A 24,236-nucleotide genomic window follows, 5' to 3' on the forward strand; every position below is an offset into this window, starting at 1 on the left:
TATCACATAAACTTATCCACAATCCATAAAGACAATAAAAACAGAGTTATCAACAGTTCAAATATATGTTTTTTAAATTTAAAACTGTGAAATCCACAAGAAAAGTCCACACTAATAAGAATAAATTTAAATTTTAAAATTTGAATTTATTTAATAGGGCTGATCCAAATTGTGGATAACTAAAAAATATGAATTTAAATTCAAATATACCAAATCAAAACCAACTTCACATCAAGGTTTGTTGATAAGTATGTAAATAAGAAGTGTATATCTTAAAAGTCTTAATAAAAATAAACAATTACTTTGTGCATAACTTTTAAATAAGAAAAATAGGCTAAATATAAAGAGAAGATAAAAAGTTAAAAATTTGACTTAAATACAAAACTTTCACGGTTTTTCATTGACAGCGTAAACATTGCACAATAAAATCGCGGACCTTTATAGAAAGATCATTTTTGGGAGTTTCGATATGAAACGTACTTTCCAACCATCTGAATTAAAGCGTAAACGCGTTCATGGTTTCCGTGCTCGTATGGCAACTAAAGCTGGTCGTCAAGTATTAGCTCGTCGTCGTGCAAAAGGTCGTCATAGCTTAACTGTTTAATACTGTTACGCTGACCAGACTTGGGTGTGATGGCACTTTACAGTTTTAGCACAGATCTTCGTATACGCTGTGCTGCAGATTATAAAAGTGTATTTGATGGTGCGCTTTTTAAAGTGCATCAACCCCATTTTTTATTTCTTGCAAAATTAACCGAACAGCCTAACAGCCGTTTGGGTATTGTTGTTGCTAAGAAAAAAGTGCGTCGTGCGCATGAAAGAAATCGAATAAAACGTCTTGCTCGTGAGAGCTTTCGTCTACATCAGCCGAAATTTGGGTCAGACATAGATGTTGTTGTGATGCCTAAAGTTGGTATAGAAACGATTACGAATGCTGAGCTATATCAACAATTAGATTTTGCTTGGCAAAAATTACAACGCTTAGCGAAAAAACATTCTAAAGTTGTCCCAACCTCGCAGAATTAAGAGATGACCAATGGTTCGTATTTTGCGTTGGTTCATTCGACTGTATCAAATTGCGATTAGTCCGCTTCTTGGACCCCGTTGTCGTTATATCCCAACTTGTTCCCAATATGCGCTAGAAGCATTACAAACTCATGGTGCGATAAAAGGCGTTTGGTTATCTTCTAAACGTATTTGTCGTTGTCATCCGTGGGGAGGCTCTGGATACGATCCGGTACCGCCTAAAGCAATTCGTTTTATTTCGTTTCATCAAATAGATTCTCAAACGCATCATGTTGCTGTACCCTTTCGTGATCGTTTAATGAAGCAAAATCTCTCTAACCATTTGGGGTAATAGATATGCAACAATGGGCCAGGTTTGCAATTCTCGGGGCCATGTTTGTCACCGCATATTTGCTCATTTTGGCTTGGCAAAAAGATTATGGAAATGCTGCAACTGCACCGCAACAACAAGCGGCGGCTGTAAGTTCACATGAAGTATCTGCTGATTTGCCAAATGCTAAAACTGCAACAGTGGCTTCCGATGTGCCACAAGCAAATATTGCGCAGTCACAAACCACAGATGCAACTGCACCTGTGAATCAACAGCTTATTTCAGTACAAACTGACCTTTATCATCTTTGGATCAATCCAAAAGGTGGTGATATTGTTCGTATTGAATTACTCTCTCACGACAAGAGCAAAGACAGTAATCAACCATTTGTTATGCTTGAAAATGATGCCAAGCGTACTTATGTTGCTCAGTCTGGCTTAATTGGTTTGAATGGACCAGATAGCAGTCGTGGTGGTCGCCCATTATATGCTGTTGAAAAAACATCATATACTTTAGCTGATGCTAAAGGGGTACAAGATCAAAGTGGACATTCTGAGAAAGTTTTAACAGTTCCTATGGTGTTTAAGACACCAGAAGGCGTTGAAATTATTAAAACTTTTACATTTACTCAAGGTCAATATCCAATTGTTGTTAAACATCAAGTTGTTAACCGTAGCCAACAAAACTGGCAAGGTCAGATGTTTGGACAGTTGAAACGTGATAATTCGGAAGATCCAGGTAAGTCTTCTCAGGGTATTTTCACTTTAGGTACGTTCTTAGGTGGTGCATGGGGTACTCCGGATGCTCACTACAACAAACTTAAGTTTGCGAATTTCTCTGAAGAAAAACTCAATACCGAAGCTAAAGGCGGTTGGGTTGCAATGGTTCAGCACTACTTTGTAAGTGCTTGGATTCCAGGAAACCTTAAACTGACTCAAGCAAATGGTCAGCCTTATGTCGCTAAACTTGAATCTCGTCAGTCTGCGGATCATATGAATATTATTGGCTTTACTTCGCCAGTAATTAATGTTCCGGCGGGTACTTCGATGGAAGTCGATGCGAAGCTTTATTCAGGTCCAAAAGTACAATCTGAATTAAAAGATTTAGCGGTAGGTTTAAACCAGACTGTTGACTATGGTTGGTTATGGCCAATTGCGAAGTTATTGTTCCTAGGTCTTCAATTCTTCCATAGCATTGTAGGCAACTGGGGATGGTCAATTATCTTACTTACCATTATGGTGAAGATGATTTTATGGCCTTTATCTTCAAAAAGTTATCGTTCTATGGCGAAAATGCGTGTGATTGCACCAGAAATGCAACGCATGAAAGAAGAATTCGGTGAAGACCGTATGCGCTTCTCGCAAGAAATGATGGCGCTTTACAAACGTGAACAGGTTAACCCGCTTTCTGGTTGTTTACCGTTATTGCTACAAATGCCAATTTTCCTTGCTTTGTACTGGGTACTCATGGAAAGTGTGGAATTACGTCATGCACCGTGGTTAGGCTGGATTCAAGACTTGTCTGCGATGGATCCATGGTTCATCTTGCCATTAATTATGGGTGCGACAATGTTTGCTCAGCAAATGTTGAACCCGCAACCAGCTGATCCAATGCAAGCGAAAGTATTCCGCATTATGCCGATTATGTTTACGGTATTTATGTTGTTCTTCCCTGCGGGTCTTGTGTTGTACTGGATTGTGAACAACAGTATTACAATCTTACAGCAATGGTTTATTAACAAGAGCGTTGAGAAAAGTCGTATCAGTAAAGCTGAATCGGCATCTTAATCCTTGAACTTTTGCTGAATCAATCCGCTTAAGATGGTAATCTTAGGCGGATTTTTCTTTGGCTGTATTTTAGGTTTTTAGGTGAATAATATGCATAGTCAAACCACAATTGCCGCAATTGCAACGCCACCAGGGCGTGGTGGAGTGGGCGTGATTCGCTTATCGGGACCTAAGGCCTATGATATTGCTCAAAAACTGACGCAAAAAAACTTACCTGAAGCTCGGATGGCGGGTTTCCGTAAGTTTTATGATGCTGATGGAAGTATTATGGATGAAGGTATTGTCTTGTGCTTTCCAAATCCACATTCTTTTACTGGTGAAGATGTTATAGAACTTCAAGGCCACGGTGGTCCTGTCATTCAAAATGCCTTACTTGGCCGTTTATTTGAGCTTGGGGCAATTGCTGCAAAAGCTGGGGAATTCTCCATGCGAGCTTTTGAAAATGGCAAAATGGACTTGGTACAAGCTGAAGCAATTGCCGATTTGATTGATGCGACCTCTCAAGCTGCGGCTCGTTCGGCAGTCCGTTCTTTACAAGGCGCTTTTTCAACAAAAATTAATACAGTTTTAGAAAAACTGATTCATTTACGTCTGCACGTAGAAGCTGCGATTGATTTTCCAGAAGAAGAAATTGATTTTTTGGCTGATGGCAAAATTTTAGCTTTACTTGAAGACGTTCAGCAGTCTGTACATGCTGTTCAAACCTCTGCACGACAAGGGCAATTACTCCGTGAAGGTCTACAGGTTGTTATTGCGGGTAAACCAAATGCAGGTAAGTCGAGCTTGTTGAATGCACTTGCTGGTGTTGAGCGTGCAATTGTGACTGATATTGCTGGCACAACTCGTGATGTTTTACATGAAAAAATTAGCTTAAATGGTTTACCAATCACCTTAACGGATACTGCGGGTCTTCGTGAAACGGGAGATGTAGTCGAGAAAGAAGGCATTCGACGTGCAATCAAAGAAATTGAGCAGGCCGATTTGTTGTTATTGGTCTACGATTTAAATCAAGGCGATGATCCTTTAAAACTGGCTCAAGAATACTTTGCCGAACATATTGAACCGCGTCGTCTCATGTTAATTGGCAATAAATGTGATTTAACTGGTCAATCAGCCGAAATAAGCGATTATCAAGGGTTCCGTCATATCACAGTTTCAGCAAAACAAGAGATGGGCGTACAAGGCCTCGTAGATGCGATTACAGCGCATGCAGGCTTTCACCCTGAGGAAGATGCATTTATTGCGAGAACACGTCATTTAGACGCAATGAAGCGCACTCAGCTCTATTTGGCAGAGGCACGTGAGCAACTTGTTGTATTTAACGCTGGTGAACTCGTTGCTGAATCACTACGTCTTGCTCAAAATGCTTTAGGTGAAATTACGGGTGACTTTAGTGCCGATGACCTATTAGGCAAAATCTTTGGTTCGTTCTGTATCGGAAAATAATAAAAAAACTGGATGATGTAGAGTGCTATGTCATCCAGTACTTTTCTCAGCCGTATCTCTTTAAAACTTTTAAAAATTCATCTAACTCATTTTGATCGACTTCTGCGCCTTTAAGTACGTGATGATGTAAATGCTGTTCCATTAATTCACTCATCAAACCGTTTATTGCACCTTTTATGGCTGCAACTTGCTGCAAAATATCTATACATGAAGATTCTGGTTGTTCTATTGCATTTTCAATGCTGTTGATTTGCCCTTTTAGTCGTTTTACACGATTAACAATTTTTTTATCCTGACCAATGTGACTCATCTGTTTTCTCTTGTACAATTTAATATACTGGTAGGGAGTATATTGGGTTTAAATTTTATGCAGGATTATAGTGTATCACGTCATCATCAACATCAGTTTGATGAAGGAAATCCACTTGCACAAAAACGTATTTTGATTGCAACCATTTTAACGGCGTCCATGATGGTACTGGAAGTATTTGGTGGGTGGTTCTTCAATTCAATGGCACTACTGGCCGACGGTTGGCATATGAGTTCACATATGTTGGCCCTTGGTTTAGCCTACTTTGCCTATCGTGCAGCCCGTCATTATTCCAATGATCACCGTTTTAGCTTTGGAACTTGGAAAATTGAGATTTTAGCCGGCTATAGCAGCGCAATTTTGCTGATGGTTGTGGCTATTTTTATGGCGTTTCAGTCAATTCAACGTTTATTTAACCCAGTTGAAATTTTTTATAATGAAGCTATTCCAATTGCAATTTTAGGTTTAGTTATTAACTTGATTTGTGCCTGGTTACTTCATGATGATGGTCACCATCACCATCACCATCACCATCACCATCACCATCATGAGCATAGCCATGGGCATCATCACCATGATTTAAACCAAAAAGCTGCGTTTTTACATGTGGTTGCAGATGCAGTGACTTCTGTTTTTGCAATTGTAGCGCTTTTCGCAGGTAAATATTTTGGATGGGATTTTTTAGATGCACTTTTAGGAATTTTAGGTGCTATTTTAGTTGCAAAGTGGTCTTTTGGCTTAATGAAAGAAACAGGTAAAACCCTTCTAGATGCTGAAATGGACCATCCTGTAGTTGATGAAATTCGGGAAGTAATAGCTGAATTTCCGAAACATGTGGAAATTACAGATATTCATGTCTGGAAAGTCGCAAAAGGTAAATTTTCTTGTATTTTGGCACTTGAAACTGACAATATCTCTTTAAATGCAGACCAGATTCGTGATGCTTTATCGATTCATGATGAAATTGTGCATATTTCAGTAGAAATTAATACCTTAAAACCTGTTTATGTTCCACGTGAAACATTGGCGTAACTGAGTAGAAGTTTGGTTATAACTCGGTAATCAGTTCTGTTTTCACTAACGGAACTGATTAAAATGTTCTTCTCTCCTGCCTCCGAGTCGGTTTTATGATTAAAAAATTAGGAATATTGGCGTTATTTAGTTTAACTACAAGTTTGAGTTTCGCTAATGTAGATACTGTTCGGGAAAATATTAAAAAACAATATCCTAATTTGAAAATTAGTAATATTGAGAAAACCGAAATGCCTGGACTATATAGTGCTAATCTGGACCAGCAAATTATTTATCTTGGTGAAGATGGGCAGCACATGTTTGTAGGCTCTATGATTCGGTTAAAAGACCAAAAGAACTTAACTAAAGATCTGGTTTTAGGGCAGAACTCAATTGATTGGAAACAGTTACCTTTAAAAGATGCCATTAAAACAGTCAAAGGTAATGGTCAGCATGTTTTAGCAGTATTTTCTGATCCAAATTGCCCTTATTGTAAGCAGCTTGAACCTGAACTCGACAAGCTTAAAGATGTCACTATTTACACTTTTATTTATCCTTTAAAACCTCAGTCTATTGTGGTTTCTAGACAAGTTTGGTGTGCACCGAATCAATCATATTCATGGAAAAAATTAATTGAGCAAGGTGTTAAACCAACGGTTACGAGCTGTACAAACCCGATTGACCGTAACTTGGAATTAGGGAAAAAATTAGGTTTTAATGGCACACCTACTCTCATTTTTGCTAACGGATTTAAACTCGTCGGAGCGCGCTCTGCTGAAGAAATTCAGGCAGTTTGGAAAGAGTTAGGTTTATAAAATGAATTAAAAAAAGCACCTTTCGGTGCTTTTTTAAAATTAAATTTCCTACTTAGCTTTTTCGTGCAATTAGGTTATAGATAAAGAGAATAATGACGGCACCAATGACAGAAGCAATAAAGCCCGCCGCTGAATTTTCTCCATAAAGACCAAGTAAGCGACCGCCATAAGTGGCTAGAAGTGAACCTGCAATACCAATTAAAGTAGTAACAATAAAACCTGCTTTATCATCACCTGGGTGTAAAGCACGAGCGATTAAGCCAGCGAAGAAACCAACCACAATAGCAACAATAAGTGACCACATATTTGTTCTCCAGTTGTTTTTTTGATGAAGTTAATGATTTTGCTTCATATTCTATCGTGCGGTAGAGTGATCTGTTTTGTCTGTAGCAGATTGCGACTTTTTGTGTCTTTTTTGTTCAAAACTCAGCCTTTATATAAAAAAATAGCACCTTGCGGTGCCATTTTTATAAAATTTATAGGCCAATCTCACCAATAAATGGTAAGTGTCGATATTTCTGGTCGTAGTCTAAGCCATAACCAACAATAAATTTATCTTCAACTTCAAAACCTAAAAATTTAACTTCTAAATCAATTTCACGGCGAGATGGTTTACTCACTAATGTGCACAATTGAATTGAATTTGGTTCGCGAGTTTGCAACATTTCCACGACTTTGCTTAAGGTGTTGCCTGAGTCAATAATATCTTCAACCACAAGCACGTCTTTACCACGAATTTCACCATCAAGATCTTTTAAAATTTTAACATCTCGACTTGAAGTGGTACCGCCGCCATAGCTAGACACTGTCATAAAGTCGAGTTCATGTGGTTTGGTAATCGTACGGCATAAATCTGCCATGAAAATAACAGAACCACGAAGTAGACCAATCAGAACCAATTCTTTGTCACTATTTGCATAGTGAGAATTGATTTGCTCGCCGAGCTCTTTGACTTTTGCTTGAATTTCTTCGGTTGAAATCATGATGCTCATTGCAACAGTCATGGCAGATTCCTACAAGATATAAAAGAAAAAATAAAAAAGGTGTTGACCAGCAACACCTCGAAAATCTGAGTTAATGGTAAAATTTTAAAGCAAAATGACGTTTCATGCACCCTTTGATGGCTGTGAAATTTTATCATTTTGCGGATTATGTCGATCACGCTTTAACGCAATAGCACATATTCCAAATAATAACAAAAGCTTAACAATACCTTTTTTATTTGGCTGTTTCTTTTTGATAAGCACGGTTTCCATAAATATAAGTTGCCTCAATATTACGGTCATCACCTAAAGTGAATAATGCAAACAGTGAATCTTCAACAGACTTAGATTTAGACTGGCGAAGTTCCTGTAATGCTGTTGGCTTTAAGTTTAGTACCACAAAGTCTGCTTCTTTCCCGACGTTGAAGTTGCCTAACTGATCCTGCAAATCGAGTGCTTTTGCTCCGCCTAGGGTTGCATGATAAAGCGCTTCATAAGCTGAGAGTTTATCACCTTGTAATTGCTGAACCTTATAAGCCTCGTTAACAGTTTGCAGTAAGCTAAACGATGTGCCAGCCCCAATATCTGTCCCTAAGCCTACTTTCACTTGTTTTTCCCAAGTTTTTTTCAATGGAAATAAACCACTGCCTAAGAACAGGTTTGAAGTTGGGCAAAATGCGATAGCCGATTGTGTATCATGCATACATTGCCATTCTTCATCTTCTAAGTGAACGCAATGCGCAAACACAGAACGCTTACCAGTCAGACCATAATGTTGATAAACATCTAGATAGCCCGCTTGTTCCGGAAATAAAGATTTCACCCAAGCAATTTCATCTTTGTTTTCACTTAAATGCGTATGGACATACACATCCGGAAATTCTTGTTTTAACTGCCCTGCTCTTTCTAACTGTTCAGGTGTAGAAGTTGGTGCAAATCGTGGCGTAATCGCATATAGAGCACGGCCTTTACTATGCCATTTTTCAATCAAGGCTTTGGTGTCGGTATAAGCTGTTTCTGGTGTGTCACACAGCGCTTCAGGGGCATTACGGTCCATAAGTACCTTACCAGCAATTAAACGCATCTGAACGCGCTCTGCGGCTTCAAATAAGGCATCTACAGATTCGGGATGAACTGTACAGAAAACGAGGGCCGTAGTTGTACCGTGTTTTAAGAGTTCCTGAACAAAGAACTGGGCAATTTCGTTTGCATATGTTTTGTCTTGAAACTGGATTTCAGTTGGGAAAGTATAAGTATTAAGCCAGCTTAAAAGTTGCTCGCCGTAAGCTCCCACCATTTCGGTTTGAGGGAAGTGAATATGAGTATCAATAAAGCCAGGTACAATCAATTGTTCTGGATAATGTTGAACCTCAACTCCAGCAGGAAGATGCTGTTGAGCGTCTGCCCATGCACCAAACCATTTGATTTTTCCATGTTCACTAATCAATACGCCATCTTCCAAATAACGTATTTGATTTGGAATATCAGTTGGCTCAGAGACAGTTTGTTGAATATCTAAAAAACGACCACGCACAACGGTGGTATTTGCGATCAATGACATGGAAAGCCTATATATTTTCACTTTTTTCGATTGATTGTACCCCAGTTAGCCAAGATTTAAACGGTATAACGTTTACTTAGTCCCCATTCAGCCAAAATCCTTCGATAAGTCGTTGATGAACGGTCTGCTTCAAAATGTGCTTCCATCATTAGATCAAGCGGTAGTTCTTCTGGTTTTTGTGATTCGACCATGTCTTGGTCTTCGGCAAAAATTTGCGCATTAAATGCATATACTTTTTCTAAATCACCTGTTTGGTCAAAGTTACGGGTGAGTGGAACAAATAAGCGGGTTTTATTACTTGAGATAGGACAACAGGCATTTAAAATTTTTAAGATCCCACCTTCTGGAAAATCGACAGTAAGTACGGCAGAAAATGGTGGATAAACCTCAAAGGTACGCTTCCACAAAAAGCCTTCTGGTTCGAGATGTTTTAGTTCATGCGGATAATTACTGACATTGCTGATATAGACCGTTTTTAAGCCATAGTTAGTACGTTCAGTGTGATATTTTGGGACGATGGGATTATCACGATTCGCAAAGGCGTTGTGATGCACCCATGCAAAATGAGCGACATCAATAAACCCTTCAAGCTGACGACCACTAGAACCACCAATATCCACAAAAGGTGGCAAAATCGCTTGATGCTCTGCATCATCCCAAGTATCTAATACAGGAATATTGGCTTTAGCAATATCACGACCATGAATACTGGTCCAAATGAGGCCATATCTTTGCACAACCGGAAATTTGGTCAGAGAAAAACGATCAGAAATTTTAATTAGTTCGGGTTGAGCTGGTATTTGAGTACATTTCCCTTCAGTGTTATAGCGTAGACCGTGATAAGGACAAACAATCTCTTCACCATCCACCCAGCCTTTGGTTAAAGGCACGCCACGATGTGGGCAAATATCTCGAACCAGATGAATTTCTCCACTTTCTGTTTTGTATAACGCCATATTGATGTCTAGTAGTGTGACTCTTTGAGGCGCATTAGAGACATCTTGAATACGTGCGACGGGATACCAGTGAGTAGATAGAATTTCCCAATCTTTTGCTTCAAAACTGCTGTTACACGGCATGGCAAGGGGAGTTAAAGTTGGAATCGCATTCATGGCATCACTCCTTAAAAAATTAGGGCTCTGACGAGCCCTTAAAATCTAGGCTTTTTTCTTTTTAGGAGATGCAAAGAGCTTGCCAATATTGAATTTTAAGAAAGTAAACTAGAATAAAAAATTTAAAATACATAGAGTTAAATCATTATATTTTTGAATTTTTGTTCTAATTTAGCTTTAAAAGCGAACATTGATTATTCGCTATATATTTAAAATGCACTGATTGACTGCGTCGAAGGCACAATAAAAAAGCACCTAAACAGTGCTTTTTTAAATCTCTATTCGCTTATTACTCGACAAAATAATGTGCTGCAAAGTGGGCATCATTACCAATGATGTCATAACAATCTTCACGAATAGACATGCCTGCACATTGATGTCCAACCATCCATAAACCAAGAGTAGGTAGTTGTCCTGAAAATAATGGGGTATCTACCCATTTCTGTACGACATAACCATATTTGTCATAGTCATCAAAATAAAAGCTACCAGAAGCCGCGCCTTGGTCATGGCCGTCTTGTAAAACCCGAATATTGGCCCCTTCCCTTGCCAAAATCGGCTTTTTCACCCATTTGCCAGACAAACTTTGTTGCGGGTCATAGGTATGGGTTTCGACCAATAATGGATGATTGGGATAACACTTCCAAAGCTCAACCAGAATCGCCTTATTTGAAAGTAGCATTTTCCAGCAAGGTTCAATCCACTGTGTTTGTGGGTGGATATATTGAGAAAATGCTTCTTCCCAGATCCATTCCCATGGATAAAGTTTAAATATGTTTTGAATGGGCTGATTATGGAGATCAACAAAATCTTGCCCGTTCCAGCCTATGTTCTCCATAGAAAGCTCGGAAACTTGTAGATGAGCTTGATAAGCGGTATCCATCAAATACTCTAAATTACCCCAGTCTTCCCTTCCAGCCTCCTGACAGGCAGCAAAATGCACATGGCTACCACGCGGTAAAATTGTCTTCCAGCGTTTAATCAGGTCTTCATGAATGCTATTAAACTGGTCTCGGTTTGCAATGCCTGAAACTTGTTCTATCCACAGCCACTGCGCGACAGAGGCTTCGAGTAAGCCAGTAGGCGTGTCGGCGTTATATTCCAGCATTTTGATATTTCGCCCATCGTAAGCGAAATCAAAGCGGCCATACAGCATGGGAGCATTTTGTTTCCATGAATGTTCAATATGGTTTATGGCTGTTTCTGGAATTTGAAAGTAAACAGGATAGTTTCCCCGTTGAATGAGGTCTCCTACTACTGATAAACACATCTGATGCAGTTCATTTGCCGCATCTTCGAGTTGTACAATCTGTTTAAGGGTAAACTCATACGCAACCCCTTCAGACCAGTAAATTGAGCCATCGAGAGAAGGTAAATTAAAATAATCAAAACCAATATTTTGATGCTCCACTTGCCAGTCTGGACGTGGAGTAAATATTTTTCTTTTCATATTAAGTGAATGCCTAAAGACTTAGCCGCCGAAAGAGAAACCACTACGACCAAACCCCCCACGTATTGGGGATGAAGAAGACGCGCTTTTTGCCGTACTTGAGATAACTGGTCGGCCTACACTCAAATTGCTGTAAGGATGCAAAGTATTTCCGCGAAAAGAAACTTCCCGATTATTTTGATAATACGCAGGCCCTAAATAGCGACTACCCACATAACTAGAACCATGTCCACTTGAGCTATTTTCTTGTTTACATGTTTCATTATTCCAGTCGCGAGCACAGTCATATTGGTTGTTATATACGTCTTGTACTAAAGGACCATCATTATGGCTACATGCCGTGAGTAATAACGGGACAACGACAAGATTAATTTTTTTAGAACGCATGAGACTCCACACATTTTAATAAATATATTCGGCATAAAATACCGATTAGCTGTTATCTATTATGTTTCTGATTAGGAAAGATAAATTTTAGGTTGGCATATGATATTAACCTGTTTTTTTAAAGTACAGTCTCTTTTGAAGATTTAGATAACAAGGCATCTTACATGTAGATGCCTTGTTGTGATGAATTAGGACTGCAATTGCTTTTTGTTGTGTCGTAAAGAAAGGTAAGCAGTGATTGCTAACACTAAGACGATAAAGCTTAATGAGATCCAGATTGGCATGTGGAATACATCAAGCAATAACATTTTTGCACCAATGAACAATAAGATAATACCTAAGCCGTATGACAAGTAATGCAATTTAGTCGCAGCGCCAGCAAGTAAAAAGAACATTGCACGTAAACCTAAAATTGCCATTAAGTTCGCCGTTAAAACAATAAACGGGTCGCTAGTTACCGCGAAAATAGCAGGAATAGAGTCTACTGCGAAAATCACGTCTGAAGCTTCAACCAAAATCAAAACTAGAAATAACGGCGTTGCCCATAATAAACCGTTTTGGCGTACAAAAAATTTGTCACCTTCAAGCTGTGGCGTAATACGCATATGGTTACGTAACCATTTTAAGAGCTTGATATCTTCAATGTTGGTTTCTTCTTCTTGGCCTTTTAAGAACTTAAAGCCTGTATATACCAAGAACGCACCGAAGATATAAAGTACCCAAGAAAACTCTTGAACGAACCATGCACCAATAAAAATAAAGAGGGTACGCAGTACGATTGCGCCTAATACGCCGTAGAGCAAAATTTTACGTTGTAGCGCAGCCGGTATAGCAAACGCTGCGAAAATCATTAACCAGACGAAAACGTTGTCAATTGCGAGGGACTTTTCGAGTAAGTAACCTGCAAAGTATTCCATGGTTTTTTGGTTTGCTAAGGTCACCCCAACTGTTTGTTGTAGGTAAAGCCATAAACCACCACCAAATAAGGCTGCAACGCTTACCCACGCCACACTCCAGTAAGCAGCTTGCTTAATTGAGACATCTTGACCTTGTTTTTGCTTAAAGCCCAAGAAGTCAATCAGAAGCATGACAATGACTATGCCAAAGAATGCTATGTACAGCCATAAATTGCCGATTGTTTCCATAAATCCTCCATACATCCGGCAATTGGGCATAAAAAAACCTCGACCAGTTGCCAGATGAATTAAACATCTGTATCAACATGATCAAGGTCTTGCCTACACCATGAATTTCACGATGCTCAGATACCGACTTTTTAATAAAAGTGTATTGACGATATCTGACACATAACATTGCTGTTATGTTTGGAGGAGGCTACTCCCCTTGTCAAACTAAATTCTGTTTTGGATAAAACATATCCAAGTCCACATAGAATGGCAGATTTTTTTGTATTACGCAACTGAACTTCATGTGGTGGTTTTACTACATAAAAGCTCTAGAGGTTATTTAATCAAACCACGGTCTAAAAGCGGTTTGCATATAATCTGGTAAAGGTGAATAAAGAATGCAGTTAAAGGCGTACCATAAACATTCCAGAAGTAATAACCGGCTGTGTTGACTAGTAACGCGACAATAAAAGCACCCAACATATCTAAAGGGAAATGCACACCTAAATAAATACGTGACCACGCCACCACAAATGACAAAAATAAAAGAATAATTCCAATCATTTTGCGCTGAGCAAATAAATAAGACAGGGCAATGGTGCTAAAAATTAGCATATGATTACTTGGAAAAGACGCTGTTGGCGCATGTTCAATAAAGGTGGTGCCCACACCCATCACAAACGGTCTTGGGTGATGGTAAAACAGAGAAATAACGTAACCGACTAAAAGCGATACACAGGTTAGAAAGACAGATTTAATGACCCTATTTTTTAAATCTTGATCGCCATAAAACCATAAAAATGTAAGTATGAATAAAAGAATATAGAGGAGATCATTAGCAAAAAAGATAGCAAGACGAATGATAAATTGACTCGCATCCTGAGCCCCATTAATGACATGGAATAAGCTAAGGTTGAGTGTTTCTAAAGACATTCATATTCCAAACAAGAACAAAAACGTGAGCTATGATAAAGAATTAAGCTTAAGGTCTTGATAAAGAATTGTCACAAAAATGAAATATAGTTTATTTGTGAGTAAATAATAGACAGTAAGGCTAGATAATTTTTAATGCGTGTTCGGGGCGTTAATATTAAAGTGTTAACGTGTTGGCACTTTATTCGAGAACGTTATTTTATGACTACTCAAGAAAAACAGAAAAAATTAAGTTTGAGGCCCCTATCTCCAAGAGATCCAGAACAGCCGCATAGAGCAGCAACTCCCCTCGAATTATTATTCGATTTAATTTTTGTGGTCGCGATTGCAACAGCAGGTCAGCAGCTACATCATGCAATTATTGAAAATCATCTATGGCATGCATTACCAAGTTATCTGATGGTATTTTTTGCGCTGTGGTGGGCATGGATGAATTTTTCATGGTTTGCTTCGGCTTACGATAATGACGATGCATTGTATCGGTGTCTTACCTTTGTACAAATTGTAGGGTCACTAGTCATGGCCGCAGGTATTCCTGATGTGTTCCATAGTCAGGATTTTGACATCATTATTGTCGGCTATGTGATTATGCGTTTGGCTTTAGTCACCCAGTGGCTGAGAGCAGCAAAACATGACCCTGAACGGCGAATTACGGCGTATCGTTATGCCGTAGGTATCGTATTGGTACAAATTGGTTGGCTTGTTGCTAACTTTGCTCATGCCCTTTCAATTCCTTTATTTTTACTTCTAGTTGTGGTCGAGTTATTTGTTCCTATCTATGCAGAAAAATATTCGCCTACGCCGTGGCATCCTCACCATATTGTAGAGCGCTATGCCCTTCTTACTATTATCGTTTTAGGGGAATCCATCGTAGGTAGCTTTAATGCCATTCGTGATGCGCTTGCGGCTCAATCTATTAATATTCCGGCTGTTTTTTTAATGATTGGCGGATTAATGTTGATGTTTGCAATGTGGTGGGCTTACTTTGACCGCAGTGAACAGCATCATCATGTTAAAGGTGTACGTCCGTTTGTTTGGGGATATGGCCATTATTTTGTTTTTGTGAGTGTTGCTGCCGTAGGTGCTGCCCTTGCTGCTGCTGTGGATGTTACCACCCACCATGCCCATATTTCTGATTTATACATGGGTGTAATTGTCGCGGTGAGTGTGGTGCTTTATACCAGCTGCATATGGATACTTTACGAGTTTCAGTGCTTATCTGGAATTACTAAATGGTTTTATCCTATTACTGCACTCATTATTTTATGTATTCCGTTTATTTGTAATAACGTGGGATATAGCGTGTTTGCGATGGGTATTGTCTATACGTTACGTTTATTCATCTCGAATAAATTTATGGAAAATATAGAGCCAAAACAGGTTTAAAAAATAATTAAACTAAAAAACGGGTTTCAATTTGAAACCCGTTTTTTATTGAATCATCTGGAGCGAAAGTTAAGCAGCTTTTGCTTTTAATGCGCTCATAAGTTTTTGATGTAAGCCACCAAAACCACCATTCGACATAATTACAACGGCATCACCCTCACCTGCTTCATTGACAATACGGTCAATAATTTCATCAAGTGAACGGCTGACTTGGGCATGGTTAGTCGCAGCTTCAATCACAGGTTGTAAATCCCAATCTAGGCCTTCTGGCTGATACCAAATCACTTCGTCTGCTAAACGTGCAGAATGTGCCAAGCCATCTTTATGGCTACCCATGCGCATGGTATTTGAACGTGGCTCAATAATGGCCCATAAACGACGTTCGCCTAAACGTTTACGTGCGCCATCTAAAGTCGTGTCGATTGCTGTTGGATGGTGAGCGAAGTCATCATAAACCTCAATACCATTGATCGTGCCGAGTAACTCCATACGGCGTTTTACACCGCCAAAGTTAGACAAAGCTTCACATGCCTTTTCAAGCGAAACGCCCACATGCTGAGCGGCTGCAATGGTTGCTAATGCATTCGCTACGCTGTGCTGCCCTGTCATGCTCCATTTCACTTCGCCAACAACATTGCCATTTTCGAGTACTTTAAAATGGCTGCCATCAATTGAAATTAATTCGGCAGACAAAGTAGCTTTTTCATTTGCTTCTAAACTTGTACGAATCACTGGTGTCCAGCAACCCATTTCAAGTACTTCATCAATATGTGTTTCAGTAATTGGCGCAATAATACGGCCTTCACTTGGAATAGTACGAACCAGATGATGGAATTGCTTTTGAATCGCTGCTAGGTCATCAAAAATATCGGCATGGTCAAATTCAAGGTTATTTAAAATCGCCGTTTTTGGATGATAATGAACAAACTTAGAACGTTTATCGAAGAAAGCTGAGTCATATTCGTCGGCTTCAACCACAAAGTATTTGCCACCGCCTAAACGAGCGCTTTCACTAAAACCAAGTGGAACACCGCCAATTAAAAAGCCCGGGTTTAAACCCGCCTGATCAAGTACCCAAGCGAGCATGGTTGTCGTGGTTGTTTTTCCATGAGTACCCGCCACACCAAGTACATGTTTACCTTGTAAAACGTGATCAGCAAGGAACTGTGGACCAGAAATATATGGCAGGCCTTCATTTAACATGTATTCGACAGCATCTATACCACGTTTCATGGCATTGCCGACAATAACCAAGTCCGGATGAGGCTGTAAATGGCTACGGTCATAGCCTTGCATGAGTTCAATACCTGCATTTTCTAACTGGGTAGACATTGGTGGGTAAACGTTTGAATCGGAACCTGTTACTTTATGTCCTAAATCACGAGCTAAAAGTGCTAAAGAGCCCATAAAAGTGCCACAAATACCCAAGATATGCAGATGCATTGCTCGCCTTCTCCACTGCTTTTGTACACAGTATTAATGTGAATTACTGTGTTTTCATTATTGATAAATTTGCCAGCAACGATAGCAAGGCTCAACTGGAAAAGATAGTCAAAATTCGTTGTTGTTCTATGTGTTTGAGGCGTTCATAAAAGTACAGCTTTATTTTTTAGATTTAAGCTGAATTACAGTTTTATCTTTTATAATATTTTCGATCCATATTAATACTTACATCATCGTGATGATGAAGGATGTGCCTTTGAGCCCAACGGTTTTAGCTTTCGTTCTGTTAATTATTTCTAACTGTTTTATGACACTTGCATGGTATGGGCATCTTAAGTTTTTGCACCACGCACCATTCTGGCAAGCGATTTTATTTGGTTGGACTATTGCCCTGCTTGAATATAGTTTTATGATTCCGGCAACTCGACTCTTGAGTGACCAAGGTTGGACTTTGGGTGAAATGAAAATTACCCAAGAAGTTGTCACGCTTATTGTATTTGTTCCATTTATGGTGTTGCTATTTAAGCAGCCGTTCAAGCTAGACTATGTTTGGGCTATGTTATGCTTGTTTGGTTGTGTCTATTTTGTATTTAGAAGCCAGTAAAATTATATGAAATTGGGTTTTCAGACAGATCGTTGTTAAATCCATCGGAATCATGCTTTTTCCACATAAACTTGGGCTTTGGGGTGAGTGAAAAAACAGCTATAATATTGGCCTCATCTTTTTCTCTCATGCTTGGCTTGGTACAAGTCGAGTTTTTACCATTTTTACGCTTTGGAAATGCCAATGAACGCGGTCGCAACAGATACCCAACCTTTAGTCGGAATTATCATGGGTTCCCAGTCCGATTGGGCAACGCTTGAACATACTGCCAATATGCTTAAACAACTTGGTGTCCCATTTGAAGCGGAAGTGGTATCTGCTCACCGTACTCCGGACCGTTTGTTTGAATATGCAGAAACTGCGCGTGATCGTGGTATTCAAGTGATTATTGCAGGCGCTGGTGGAGCTGCGCATTTACCAGGTATGTGTGCGGCAAAAACTGATTTACCTGTGTTGGGTGTACCAGTTAAATCATCAATTTTAAATGGCGTAGATTCATTACTTTCAATTGTACAAATGCCAGCAGGTATCGCTGTAGGTACTTTGGCAATTGGTCCGGCTGGTGCGACCAATGCTGCGATTATGGCTGCTCAAATCTTAGGTTTAACTCGTCCTGAAATCGCAAAAAATGTTGCAGATTTCCGTGCTGCACAAACTGATAAAGTTGCAAGCAACAATATTCCGGGACAGGTTTAAGAGGCTGAAATGGATAAAACTATCGGTATTTTTGGTGGTGGGCAATTGGGCCGTATGATGGCGCAAGCAGCTTTACCATTAAATATTCAATGTACTTTTTTTGAAGCAAATACAGATTGTCCAGCAGGTGTTTTAGGCCAAGTTTTTTCTAGTCAAGATGAACAAGGTTTAAAGCAGTTTATTGAAAGCGCTGATGTTTTCAGTCTTGAGTTTGAAAATACACCTGTTGCAGATGTAGATGTGTTAACACAAACTAAAACACTGCACCCTCCCCGTATTGCTTTAGCAACTGCGCAAAATCGGTTGTCAGAAAAAGCATTGTTTGATGAACTTGCGATTCCTGTTGCGCCGTATCGTGCTGTAGATAGCCTAGAAAGCTTGAAAAAAGCTGTTGCTGAGCTTGGTTTACCAATTGTACTTAAGACTGCAACTGGCGGGTATGACGGTAAAGGTCAGTTTGTACTTCGTTCAGAAGACCAAATTGATACAGCTTGGGCAGAGCTTGGTCCTGCAAAAAGCTTAGTGGCTGAAAGTTTTGTGAAATTTTCTCGCGAAGTTTCGATTATTGCAGTACGTGGTCAAAATGGTGAAGTGAAGACTTGGCCATTGGCTGAAAACCACCATCACAACGGTATTTTGTCGCACTCAATCGTACCTGCACCGAATAGTGAAGCTCTACAACCTGTTGCTCAAGACTACATTACGCGTTTGTTAAATCATCTCAACTATGTAGGTGTGCTAACTCTCGAGCTATTTGTGACAGAACAAGGCTTGTGTGCAAATGAGATGGCACCACGTGTGCATAACTCAGGTCACTGGTCAATTGAAGGTGCTGTATGTTCACAGTTTGAAAACCATATTCGAGCTGTTGCAGGATTACCATTAGGCTCAACAGACGTTGTTCGACCAACGGTTATGATCAATATTATTGGTCAGCATCCTAAAACTGAAGATGTTTTGGCACTAAATGGCGCTCATCTGCACCTTTATAACAAATCGGAACGTGCTGGCCGTAAGTTAGGTCACATTACGTTAATGCCTGTGGATAGTAATGAATTGACGAATTTATGCCGTCAGTTAGCGAAAATTTTGCCAGAACCACTCGCTTTAACAGATGATATGACCATTTAAATAAGTTAAATTTTCTAAAAAGCGATCTTCGGATCGCTTTTTTTGTCTTTTAAATTTAAAAAAATATTAAAAACCTGTTATTTGTTCACTGTGGATAACTTTTGTTGAGCTTTTGAATTTAAGTATAGGCCCTAATTTTGAATTTAAAAATGAAATAAGTTGTTTTGAGAGTTTTTAAATTTAAAATAAGTTATCCCCAATACTTAAAGTTTGAATTTAAATCTGGTACTCCAGCTTGTGTTTGTTTTGAATTTAAAAAGATGTATGTCGTCTGAATGATATTTTGAATTCAAAACTGTGCCTGACTTTTAAATTTAAAACGTATATTCATGAGTAGCCAAGGGCTTGTACTTCACAAAAGTTATGAAAAGCATAAAGAATATAGTGTGTAAGGCGCTTTAGATGTGTGGTTTTATGAGTTATCCACAAGTGGGTTGGGCTTGGATTTTTAAATTTAAAATGAAGTTTTTGAATTTAAATTATAGGGCAGATTTTGAATTTAAAAATTAATTCATCTTGTGAGGAAAGTTTTAAATTCAAAAATAGAGAGAGAAATTTGAATTTAAAACTCCGAAAATGAATTTAAAGAAGTAATTATGAATTCAAATTTACGATTTCTCTCTGAAAAATTTGAGTCCATAATGGTATGGTACTTACAAATTTAAATTTAAAAATTGAACTAGGATAATATGCGACGTTTTTCTTGTATTGTTGGGTCTGTATTTTTGGCGATGACCCAGGCTCAAGCAGAGCTGGTAATTAATGGTTCTACAATATCTAGTAATGCGACTGTTCCAGTAACGAATAGTGATACTTATACGCCTAATAATAATTTCCAGAGCTGTTTGGCAAATTTACGTTCACAGGCTATTGCTGCTGGTGTTTCAGGTAGCACTTATGATCGCTATACGCAAAATTTAACACCAGATTACTCGGTGATTGATAAGTTAAATTACCAACCAGAGTTTTCGACACCGATTTGGGATTATTTGTCTGGTCTGGTAGATGAAGAACGTGTTGCACTTGGAAAACAAAAACTTGCACAACACCGGGATGTTTTAAATCGTGCTTCTCAAGTGTACGGTGTGCCTGCTGAAACCATTGTAGCGGTATGGGGTGTTGAAAGTAATTTTGGTGATATTTCTGGAAAATATCCTTTATTACAAGCTCTTGGGACTTTAAGTTGTGAAGGGCGCCGACAAAGTTATTTTCGTACCGAGTTTTTTGCCACAATGCGTATTTTACAGCGTGGTGACTTAACTGAAGATCAACTTAAAGGTTCATGGGCAGGAGCATTTGGTCATACTCAATTTATGCCATCAACTTATGAACGCTTAGCGGTTGATTTTGATGGAGATGGCCGACGCGATTTAGTATCGAGTACTGCAGATGCATTGGCATCAACGGCTAATTTCTTGAATAAAGCAGGTTGGCAGACGGGTATGCCTTGGGGTTTTGAAGTTCAAATTCCAGCAGGCATGTCAATTGATGGAGAAGGACGACGCTCGAAAAAACCATTAAGCAGTTGGAGTGCGCGAGGAGTAACACGGATTGATGGTTCGCCACTAATACAAGGTCCTTTGTCTGGTAGTACGCCAGCCGGTTTAATGGCTCCAGCAGGACCAAGTGGACCAGTATTTTTAGTATTTAAGAATTTTGATGCTATTTATAGTTACAACGCTGCGGAAAGTTACGGGCTTGCAATTGCACATTTGTCTGATCGCTTAAGAGGAGTAGGTCCATTTGTTAGCTCTTGGCCAACTGATGATCCTGGTACTTCACGTGCAGAGCGTCGTGAAATTCAGCAATTTTTGATTAATCGTGGCTATGATATTGGTGCTGTTGATGGATTGATTGGCGATAAAACCCGTGTTGCTATTCGTCAGGAGCAAACCCGTTTAGGTTTAAATCCAACAGGACGGGCAGGGCAACAAATTTTACGTGCATTCCGCCAAGAACAAGCACGAAAAATGATGCAATAAAATATTAAATAAAAAAGGTCTGCATATGCAGACCTTTTTTATTGAACAGCTAAACTATAGATTGATCTAACTTAACTGCTTCCAATATATCAAAAATAACTGAGGTGACATCTTGGCTTAAATCACGGTCATTAAAGATTTCATAAGCAGTAATTGTGACATCTGTATCACTTGGTAGCTGCTTTTGTTCTTCTTCAATTAGGTGCTCGATAGGCAATAATGTCTGCTTAACTTCCAGATGTAAAATATCTTTATATTCAATATTTTCATCTTCAAGCTCAATTTCTTGCTCATTGAAGTAAGGTAATAAAATAGAATGAAGATAAGGTTTAAGTTCAATAATATCAAATAGTTCGATATCTCGAGTTTGCTCAATCGTACTAATGTGATCATTTACTTCAATCAGGATATGATAATAACTCATCTTGATCTCCATTCTATTTTAGACGGCTCTTATAACCACAATAACATGACTTTGACATGAATTTCGATGTATCTATTTATAAAATAGATACATCGTATGAGTTCAGTATCTAATTATTGAGGTAAAGCGCTTAATAGATCACGATCAGCATCAGTTAAAATATTACTTTTTTTATCGCTATCTTTTCGAACTGAGTACATTAAAGCACCCGGTTGATCACTATGTTTTAAGCCAAGTGCATGGCCTAATTCATGAGCAATTGTTAAACGTAAATCATCAATAGAACTATATTCATAGATCATGATTTGTTTACCGTTATAAATACCTTTCTTAAATACATCAGCTTGGGCATTTTGCTTAAACTGATTTAATGATTGATTGAATTCATCATTAATCTGGTTAAAGTGAGTAACCTTTTTATTTAAGTCTGCAGCTTGCTGATTATAAGCAGCAATATCTTTCTTTAAAGCAACTGTCTGTTTCTGTAAATCTTTCTGAGTTTTCGAAAGTGATTTTGCAGTGTATTCAGGTGCTAATTTTCCTTCCTTAAACTGCATCATCTGTTGATCAAAATTCTTCAATTTCTCATTTAAGATCTGTTTTTTATTTTCAAGATCCGATTGAGTTTGACTTAAATTTTGCTTCAACTGTTTAATTTGTTGTTGCTCATCAATTACACGTTGTTGGTCTTGTTTGAACTGAGAAGCGATTTTTTGACGCTCTGCTGAACGATTTTGGCTGTCATCGTATACAAGACGAATTTCTAACTTTGCATTTGGGTCATAAGTAAAGTAATTTTTACCTGTACCTTCTTTCCAAATATCAGCAGCTTGCTGTGTAATCTGGATCAATTGCTCTTGACTTAAACCAAAACGAGGGTCAACTTCAGCAATTTTATATGTCAAATGTTGAACATTTTTTTGCTGAACTTGGGTGTGTAGGGGAGTCGCAAGATTAGCATTAGCCTGAAAATTAGAAAAAGCAAAGGCCATGCCTAATAACAAAGAAGTTAAACGCATAATCAAAGGGGGGAGATTTGAAAAAAAACGTATTATAAGAATATAAAATGAAAAATCAATCAAAAAATATACAATTTCGACAAAATAATGAGACTTTTGTCTCATTATTTTTTACCAAATGCCAAATTATTTTTTAGTAAAAATTGAATAGTTTTTATTTTATTTAGTTTATTTAATCAGTTAGTTTTAATGATTTTCGTCATCTGAACCATATAATGTAGCCAATAGATCTAAATCTGAATTTGTTAATTTGAAGTTATGAATATCCTGCTCTCTTAAAAGAGGATACATCAAAGATTTAGGATCATCGGTATGTTTTAAACCTAATGCATGTCCAAACTCATGAGCAAGTGTTAGGCGCAGATCATCGAATGAAGTAAAGCCATAAATCTGAATTTGGTTTTGACTAAACAAGCCTTTATGAAAAGTCTTTGAGCCAGAAGTCGTGCTCAAATTAAATTGCTCAATAGATTGATTAAGCAGGTTTTGTTGTTGATTTATTTGCTTAATTTGTCTATTAAGCATTTCTATTTTATTGCTATGTTGAGAAAACTTTGTTTGTAATTCTAACGAAAGCTGACTTAACTCAGCTCGGCGTTTGTTTAAACTGCTTTGAGTAAATTGCCCGTAGTTTCCTTGATTAAAAAGAGATACATCTTTTTGATATTGTTCGAATTTATAATTAAGATTCTCTTTTTCTTTATTCAAAAGAGAGGTTTCCTGATCAATTTGTTGTTTAAATAAAAGAATAGCTTTATTTTTCTCTCTCCATTCTTCCTGCTGCTTTAATAGCTCATTTATACTATTTTTTCTTTCATTTTGAGTAGCTTGTTGGTTGTCCAATACTAAATTAATAGTAAGCTCTGCTTGAGAATCATAAATAAAATAGGTTTTCCCAGTTTCTTTTTGCCAAATTTCAGCTGCTTCTTTACCAATTTGAATAAATTGTTCTTTCGTTAATTTAAAACGTGGATCTATATAATCCATCCTATATTTTAAAGGCTGATTAAAAGAAATATTTGATAAATTGCTTTGAGCAAAAGCAGCTACCTGTAAGCTTATACTGAAGTATAAACTTATTCCCCACCATAGAAATTTTTTCATGGCAAAAATAAAAATATAAATAAATTCTTATTGTTAGGATGTAATCCTTATTCGTCAAAGTGATAAAAATGACCAGAGATAGCGATTGTTTTGTGATCTTGCTAAAGAAAGAGAATAAATAAATACATGTGTTTGGCATTAATGGAAAAATTAATGGATTTCATAACAGTGATTTTAATTTTTTAAAAT

The 24,236-nt window shown here is 38.2% G+C and carries 25 protein-coding genes; 12 read left to right on the forward strand and 13 right to left on the reverse strand.

Annotated elements, in window-relative coordinates; all coding sequences use genetic code 11:
- Positions 1-469 precede the first annotated feature (469 nt).
- From rpmH to mnmE, 5 genes are all read left to right on the forward strand, one after another.
- Positions 470-604, forward strand: coding sequence for a 50S ribosomal protein L34 (rpmH, locus tag MKL36_RS02945; protein ID WP_000831329.1), 135 nt, complete (start codon positions 470-472; stop codon positions 602-604).
- Positions 605-633: 29 nt separating this feature from the next.
- Positions 634-1,026 (forward strand): ribonuclease P protein component, encoded by a 393-nt coding sequence (gene rnpA / locus MKL36_RS02950; RefSeq protein WP_001240377.1) that lies wholly within the window; start codon positions 634-636, stop codon positions 1,024-1,026.
- Positions 1,027-1,036: 10 nt separating this feature from the next.
- Positions 1,037-1,357: a membrane protein insertion efficiency factor YidD gene (yidD, locus tag MKL36_RS02955; RefSeq protein WP_000251652.1), complete on the forward strand. Its 321-nt coding sequence runs from the start codon at positions 1,037-1,039 to the stop codon at positions 1,355-1,357.
- A 5-nt stretch (positions 1,358-1,362) separates the two neighbouring features.
- Complete coding sequence (gene yidC / locus MKL36_RS02960) at positions 1,363-3,123, forward strand: membrane protein insertase YidC (protein ID WP_001188089.1); 1,761 nt, start codon at positions 1,363-1,365, stop codon at positions 3,121-3,123.
- A 90-nt stretch (positions 3,124-3,213) separates the two neighbouring features.
- Entirely contained in the window at positions 3,214-4,569 is a 1,356-nt protein-coding gene (gene mnmE, locus MKL36_RS02965) for a tRNA uridine-5-carboxymethylaminomethyl(34) synthesis GTPase MnmE (RefSeq protein WP_021510899.1), read from the forward strand.
- Between the two features lie 46 nt (positions 4,570-4,615).
- Here the strand turns inward: mnmE and MKL36_RS02970 are convergent, their stop codons facing one another.
- On the reverse strand, positions 4,616-4,879 hold the full coding sequence (locus tag MKL36_RS02970) for a metal/formaldehyde-sensitive transcriptional repressor (protein WP_000018128.1): 264 nt from the start codon (positions 4,877-4,879) through the stop codon (positions 4,616-4,618).
- Between the two features lie 57 nt (positions 4,880-4,936).
- On the opposite strand from MKL36_RS02970, the gene dmeF reads away from it, so the two are divergent.
- Positions 4,937-5,911, forward strand: a complete 975-nt coding sequence (gene dmeF, locus MKL36_RS02975; protein ID WP_021510898.1) for a CDF family Co(II)/Ni(II) efflux transporter DmeF — start codon at positions 4,937-4,939, stop codon at positions 5,909-5,911.
- 95 nt (positions 5,912-6,006) lie between these two features.
- Positions 6,007-6,705 carry a DsbC family protein gene (locus MKL36_RS02980; protein WP_021510897.1) on the forward strand — a complete coding sequence of 233 codons (699 nt, stop codon included), beginning with the start codon at positions 6,007-6,009 and terminating at the stop codon, positions 6,703-6,705.
- Between the two features lie 52 nt (positions 6,706-6,757).
- Here the strand turns inward: MKL36_RS02980 and MKL36_RS02985 are convergent, their stop codons facing one another.
- The 8 genes from MKL36_RS02985 to MKL36_RS03020 all read right to left on the reverse strand — a co-directional run bounded on the left by MKL36_RS02985 (position 6,758) and on the right by MKL36_RS03020 (position 14,258).
- Complete coding sequence (locus MKL36_RS02985) at positions 6,758-7,009, reverse strand: GlsB/YeaQ/YmgE family stress response membrane protein (RefSeq protein ID WP_000269732.1); 252 nt, start codon at positions 7,007-7,009, stop codon at positions 6,758-6,760.
- Positions 7,010-7,181: 172 nt separating this feature from the next.
- Complete coding sequence (hpt, locus tag MKL36_RS02990; RefSeq protein WP_000214980.1) at positions 7,182-7,709, reverse strand: hypoxanthine phosphoribosyltransferase; 528 nt, start codon at positions 7,707-7,709, stop codon at positions 7,182-7,184.
- Positions 7,710-7,923: 214 nt separating this feature from the next.
- Positions 7,924-9,249 carry a guanine deaminase gene (guaD, locus tag MKL36_RS02995; protein WP_016684991.1) on the reverse strand — a complete coding sequence of 442 codons (1,326 nt, stop codon included), beginning with the start codon at positions 9,247-9,249 and terminating at the stop codon, positions 7,924-7,926.
- Between the two features lie 56 nt (positions 9,250-9,305).
- On the reverse strand, positions 9,306-10,361 hold the full coding sequence (locus MKL36_RS03000; protein ID WP_016684992.1) for an aromatic ring-hydroxylating oxygenase subunit alpha: 1,056 nt from the start codon (positions 10,359-10,361) through the stop codon (positions 9,306-9,308).
- Between the two features lie 289 nt (positions 10,362-10,650).
- Positions 10,651-11,811, reverse strand: coding sequence for a glutathionylspermidine synthase family protein (locus tag MKL36_RS03005; RefSeq protein ID WP_021510896.1), 1,161 nt, complete (start codon positions 11,809-11,811; stop codon positions 10,651-10,653).
- Between the two features lie 21 nt (positions 11,812-11,832).
- Entirely contained in the window at positions 11,833-12,198 is a 366-nt protein-coding gene (locus MKL36_RS03010; protein WP_021510895.1) for a hypothetical protein, read from the reverse strand.
- Positions 12,199-12,386: 188 nt separating this feature from the next.
- Positions 12,387-13,343, reverse strand: coding sequence for a TerC family protein (locus MKL36_RS03015; protein WP_021510894.1), 957 nt, complete (start codon positions 13,341-13,343; stop codon positions 12,387-12,389).
- 318 nt (positions 13,344-13,661) lie between these two features.
- Entirely contained in the window at positions 13,662-14,258 is a 597-nt protein-coding gene (locus MKL36_RS03020) for an undecaprenyl-diphosphatase (protein ID WP_000051338.1), read from the reverse strand.
- A 135-nt stretch (positions 14,259-14,393) separates the two neighbouring features.
- Here MKL36_RS03020 and MKL36_RS03025 point away from each other — a divergent pair, with 135 nt between their 5' ends.
- The gene (locus MKL36_RS03025; protein ID WP_001266013.1) at positions 14,394-15,644 is read left to right on the forward strand and encodes a low temperature requirement protein A; all 1,251 of its coding nucleotides are present in this window, start codon (positions 14,394-14,396) and stop codon (positions 15,642-15,644) included.
- A 69-nt stretch (positions 15,645-15,713) separates the two neighbouring features.
- Here MKL36_RS03025 and mpl read toward each other — a convergent pair whose 3' ends face one another.
- Positions 15,714-17,087, reverse strand: coding sequence for a UDP-N-acetylmuramate:L-alanyl-gamma-D-glutamyl-meso-diaminopimelate ligase (mpl, locus tag MKL36_RS03030; protein ID WP_000550108.1), 1,374 nt, complete (start codon positions 17,085-17,087; stop codon positions 15,714-15,716).
- A gap of 241 nt (positions 17,088-17,328) precedes the next feature.
- On the opposite strand from mpl, the gene MKL36_RS03035 reads away from it, so the two are divergent.
- The 4 genes from MKL36_RS03035 to MKL36_RS03050 all read left to right on the forward strand — a co-directional run bounded on the left by MKL36_RS03035 (position 17,329) and on the right by MKL36_RS03050 (position 21,500).
- On the forward strand, positions 17,329-17,691 hold the full coding sequence (locus MKL36_RS03035) for a DMT family protein (protein ID WP_002018080.1): 363 nt from the start codon (positions 17,329-17,331) through the stop codon (positions 17,689-17,691).
- A gap of 183 nt (positions 17,692-17,874) precedes the next feature.
- Positions 17,875-18,387, forward strand: coding sequence for a 5-(carboxyamino)imidazole ribonucleotide mutase (gene purE, locus MKL36_RS03040; RefSeq protein ID WP_000994663.1), 513 nt, complete (start codon positions 17,875-17,877; stop codon positions 18,385-18,387).
- 9 nt (positions 18,388-18,396) lie between these two features.
- The gene (locus MKL36_RS03045) at positions 18,397-19,518 is read left to right on the forward strand and encodes a 5-(carboxyamino)imidazole ribonucleotide synthase (protein ID WP_000361786.1); all 1,122 of its coding nucleotides are present in this window, start codon (positions 18,397-18,399) and stop codon (positions 19,516-19,518) included.
- A gap of 689 nt (positions 19,519-20,207) precedes the next feature.
- Positions 20,208-21,500, forward strand: a complete 1,293-nt coding sequence (locus MKL36_RS03050) for a lytic murein transglycosylase (RefSeq protein ID WP_021510893.1) — start codon at positions 20,208-20,210, stop codon at positions 21,498-21,500.
- Between the two features lie 49 nt (positions 21,501-21,549).
- Here the strand turns inward: MKL36_RS03050 and MKL36_RS03055 are convergent, their stop codons facing one another.
- The 3 genes from MKL36_RS03055 to MKL36_RS03065 form a co-directional block, all read right to left on the reverse strand.
- Positions 21,550-21,936: a hypothetical protein gene (locus MKL36_RS03055; protein WP_001985173.1), complete on the reverse strand. Its 387-nt coding sequence runs from the start codon at positions 21,934-21,936 to the stop codon at positions 21,550-21,552.
- Positions 21,937-22,037: 101 nt separating this feature from the next.
- The gene (locus MKL36_RS03060) at positions 22,038-23,048 is read right to left on the reverse strand and encodes a M57 family metalloprotease (RefSeq protein ID WP_021510892.1); all 1,011 of its coding nucleotides are present in this window, start codon (positions 23,046-23,048) and stop codon (positions 22,038-22,040) included.
- Between the two features lie 81 nt (positions 23,049-23,129).
- Positions 23,130-24,047 carry a matrixin family metalloprotease gene (locus tag MKL36_RS03065; protein WP_021510891.1) on the reverse strand — a complete coding sequence of 306 codons (918 nt, stop codon included), beginning with the start codon at positions 24,045-24,047 and terminating at the stop codon, positions 23,130-23,132.
- Between the last annotated feature and the right edge of the window lie 189 nt (positions 24,048-24,236).

Source organism: Acinetobacter sp. AOR12_HL, assembly GCF_027855275.1.
GTDB classification, from domain to species: Bacteria; Pseudomonadota; Gammaproteobacteria; order Pseudomonadales; family Moraxellaceae; genus Acinetobacter; species Acinetobacter baumannii.

What these genes read in the sequence shown, in the direction of transcription:
- MKL36_RS03065 (WP_021510891.1), bottom strand. Translation starts at nt 24,047, where the DNA reads ATGAAAAAATTTCTATGGTGGGGAATAAGTTTATACTTCAGTATAAGC.
- MKL36_RS03010 (WP_021510895.1), bottom strand. Translation starts at nt 12,198, where the DNA reads ATGCGTTCTAAAAAAATTAATCTTGTCGTTGTCCCGTTATTACTCACG.
- yidC (WP_001188089.1), top strand. Translation starts at nt 1,363, where the DNA reads ATGCAACAATGGGCCAGGTTTGCAATTCTCGGGGCCATGTTTGTCACC.
- dmeF (WP_021510898.1), top strand. Translation starts at nt 4,937, where the DNA reads ATGCAGGATTATAGTGTATCACGTCATCATCAACATCAGTTTGATGAA.
- mnmE (WP_021510899.1), top strand. Translation starts at nt 3,214, where the DNA reads ATGCATAGTCAAACCACAATTGCCGCAATTGCAACGCCACCAGGGCGT.
- guaD (WP_016684991.1), bottom strand. Translation starts at nt 9,249, where the DNA reads ATGTCATTGATCGCAAATACCACCGTTGTGCGTGGTCGTTTTTTAGAT.
- MKL36_RS03000 (WP_016684992.1), bottom strand. Translation starts at nt 10,361, where the DNA reads ATGAATGCGATTCCAACTTTAACTCCCCTTGCCATGCCGTGTAACAGC.
- yidD (WP_000251652.1), top strand. Translation starts at nt 1,037, where the DNA reads ATGGTTCGTATTTTGCGTTGGTTCATTCGACTGTATCAAATTGCGATT.
- rnpA (WP_001240377.1), top strand. Translation starts at nt 634, where the DNA reads ATGGCACTTTACAGTTTTAGCACAGATCTTCGTATACGCTGTGCTGCA.
- MKL36_RS03035 (WP_002018080.1), top strand. Translation starts at nt 17,329, where the DNA reads ATGAAGGATGTGCCTTTGAGCCCAACGGTTTTAGCTTTCGTTCTGTTA.
- MKL36_RS02980 (WP_021510897.1), top strand. Translation starts at nt 6,007, where the DNA reads ATGATTAAAAAATTAGGAATATTGGCGTTATTTAGTTTAACTACAAGT.
- hpt (WP_000214980.1), bottom strand. Translation starts at nt 7,709, where the DNA reads ATGACTGTTGCAATGAGCATCATGATTTCAACCGAAGAAATTCAAGCA.
- MKL36_RS02985 (WP_000269732.1), bottom strand. Translation starts at nt 7,009, where the DNA reads ATGTGGTCACTTATTGTTGCTATTGTGGTTGGTTTCTTCGCTGGCTTA.
- purE (WP_000994663.1), top strand. Translation starts at nt 17,875, where the DNA reads ATGAACGCGGTCGCAACAGATACCCAACCTTTAGTCGGAATTATCATG.
- MKL36_RS03025 (WP_001266013.1), top strand. Translation starts at nt 14,394, where the DNA reads ATGCGTGTTCGGGGCGTTAATATTAAAGTGTTAACGTGTTGGCACTTT.
- MKL36_RS02970 (WP_000018128.1), bottom strand. Translation starts at nt 4,879, where the DNA reads ATGAGTCACATTGGTCAGGATAAAAAAATTGTTAATCGTGTAAAACGA.
- MKL36_RS03055 (WP_001985173.1), bottom strand. Translation starts at nt 21,936, where the DNA reads ATGGAGATCAAGATGAGTTATTATCATATCCTGATTGAAGTAAATGAT.
- MKL36_RS03005 (WP_021510896.1), bottom strand. Translation starts at nt 11,811, where the DNA reads ATGAAAAGAAAAATATTTACTCCACGTCCAGACTGGCAAGTGGAGCAT.
- MKL36_RS03060 (WP_021510892.1), bottom strand. Translation starts at nt 23,048, where the DNA reads ATGAGACAAAAGTCTCATTATTTTGTCGAAATTGTATATTTTTTGATT.
- MKL36_RS03050 (WP_021510893.1), top strand. Translation starts at nt 20,208, where the DNA reads ATGCGACGTTTTTCTTGTATTGTTGGGTCTGTATTTTTGGCGATGACC.
- MKL36_RS03045 (WP_000361786.1), top strand. Translation starts at nt 18,397, where the DNA reads ATGGATAAAACTATCGGTATTTTTGGTGGTGGGCAATTGGGCCGTATG.
- MKL36_RS03020 (WP_000051338.1), bottom strand. Translation starts at nt 14,258, where the DNA reads ATGTCTTTAGAAACACTCAACCTTAGCTTATTCCATGTCATTAATGGG.
- mpl (WP_000550108.1), bottom strand. Translation starts at nt 17,087, where the DNA reads ATGCATCTGCATATCTTGGGTATTTGTGGCACTTTTATGGGCTCTTTA.
- rpmH (WP_000831329.1), top strand. Translation starts at nt 470, where the DNA reads ATGAAACGTACTTTCCAACCATCTGAATTAAAGCGTAAACGCGTTCAT.
- MKL36_RS03015 (WP_021510894.1), bottom strand. Translation starts at nt 13,343, where the DNA reads ATGGAAACAATCGGCAATTTATGGCTGTACATAGCATTCTTTGGCATA.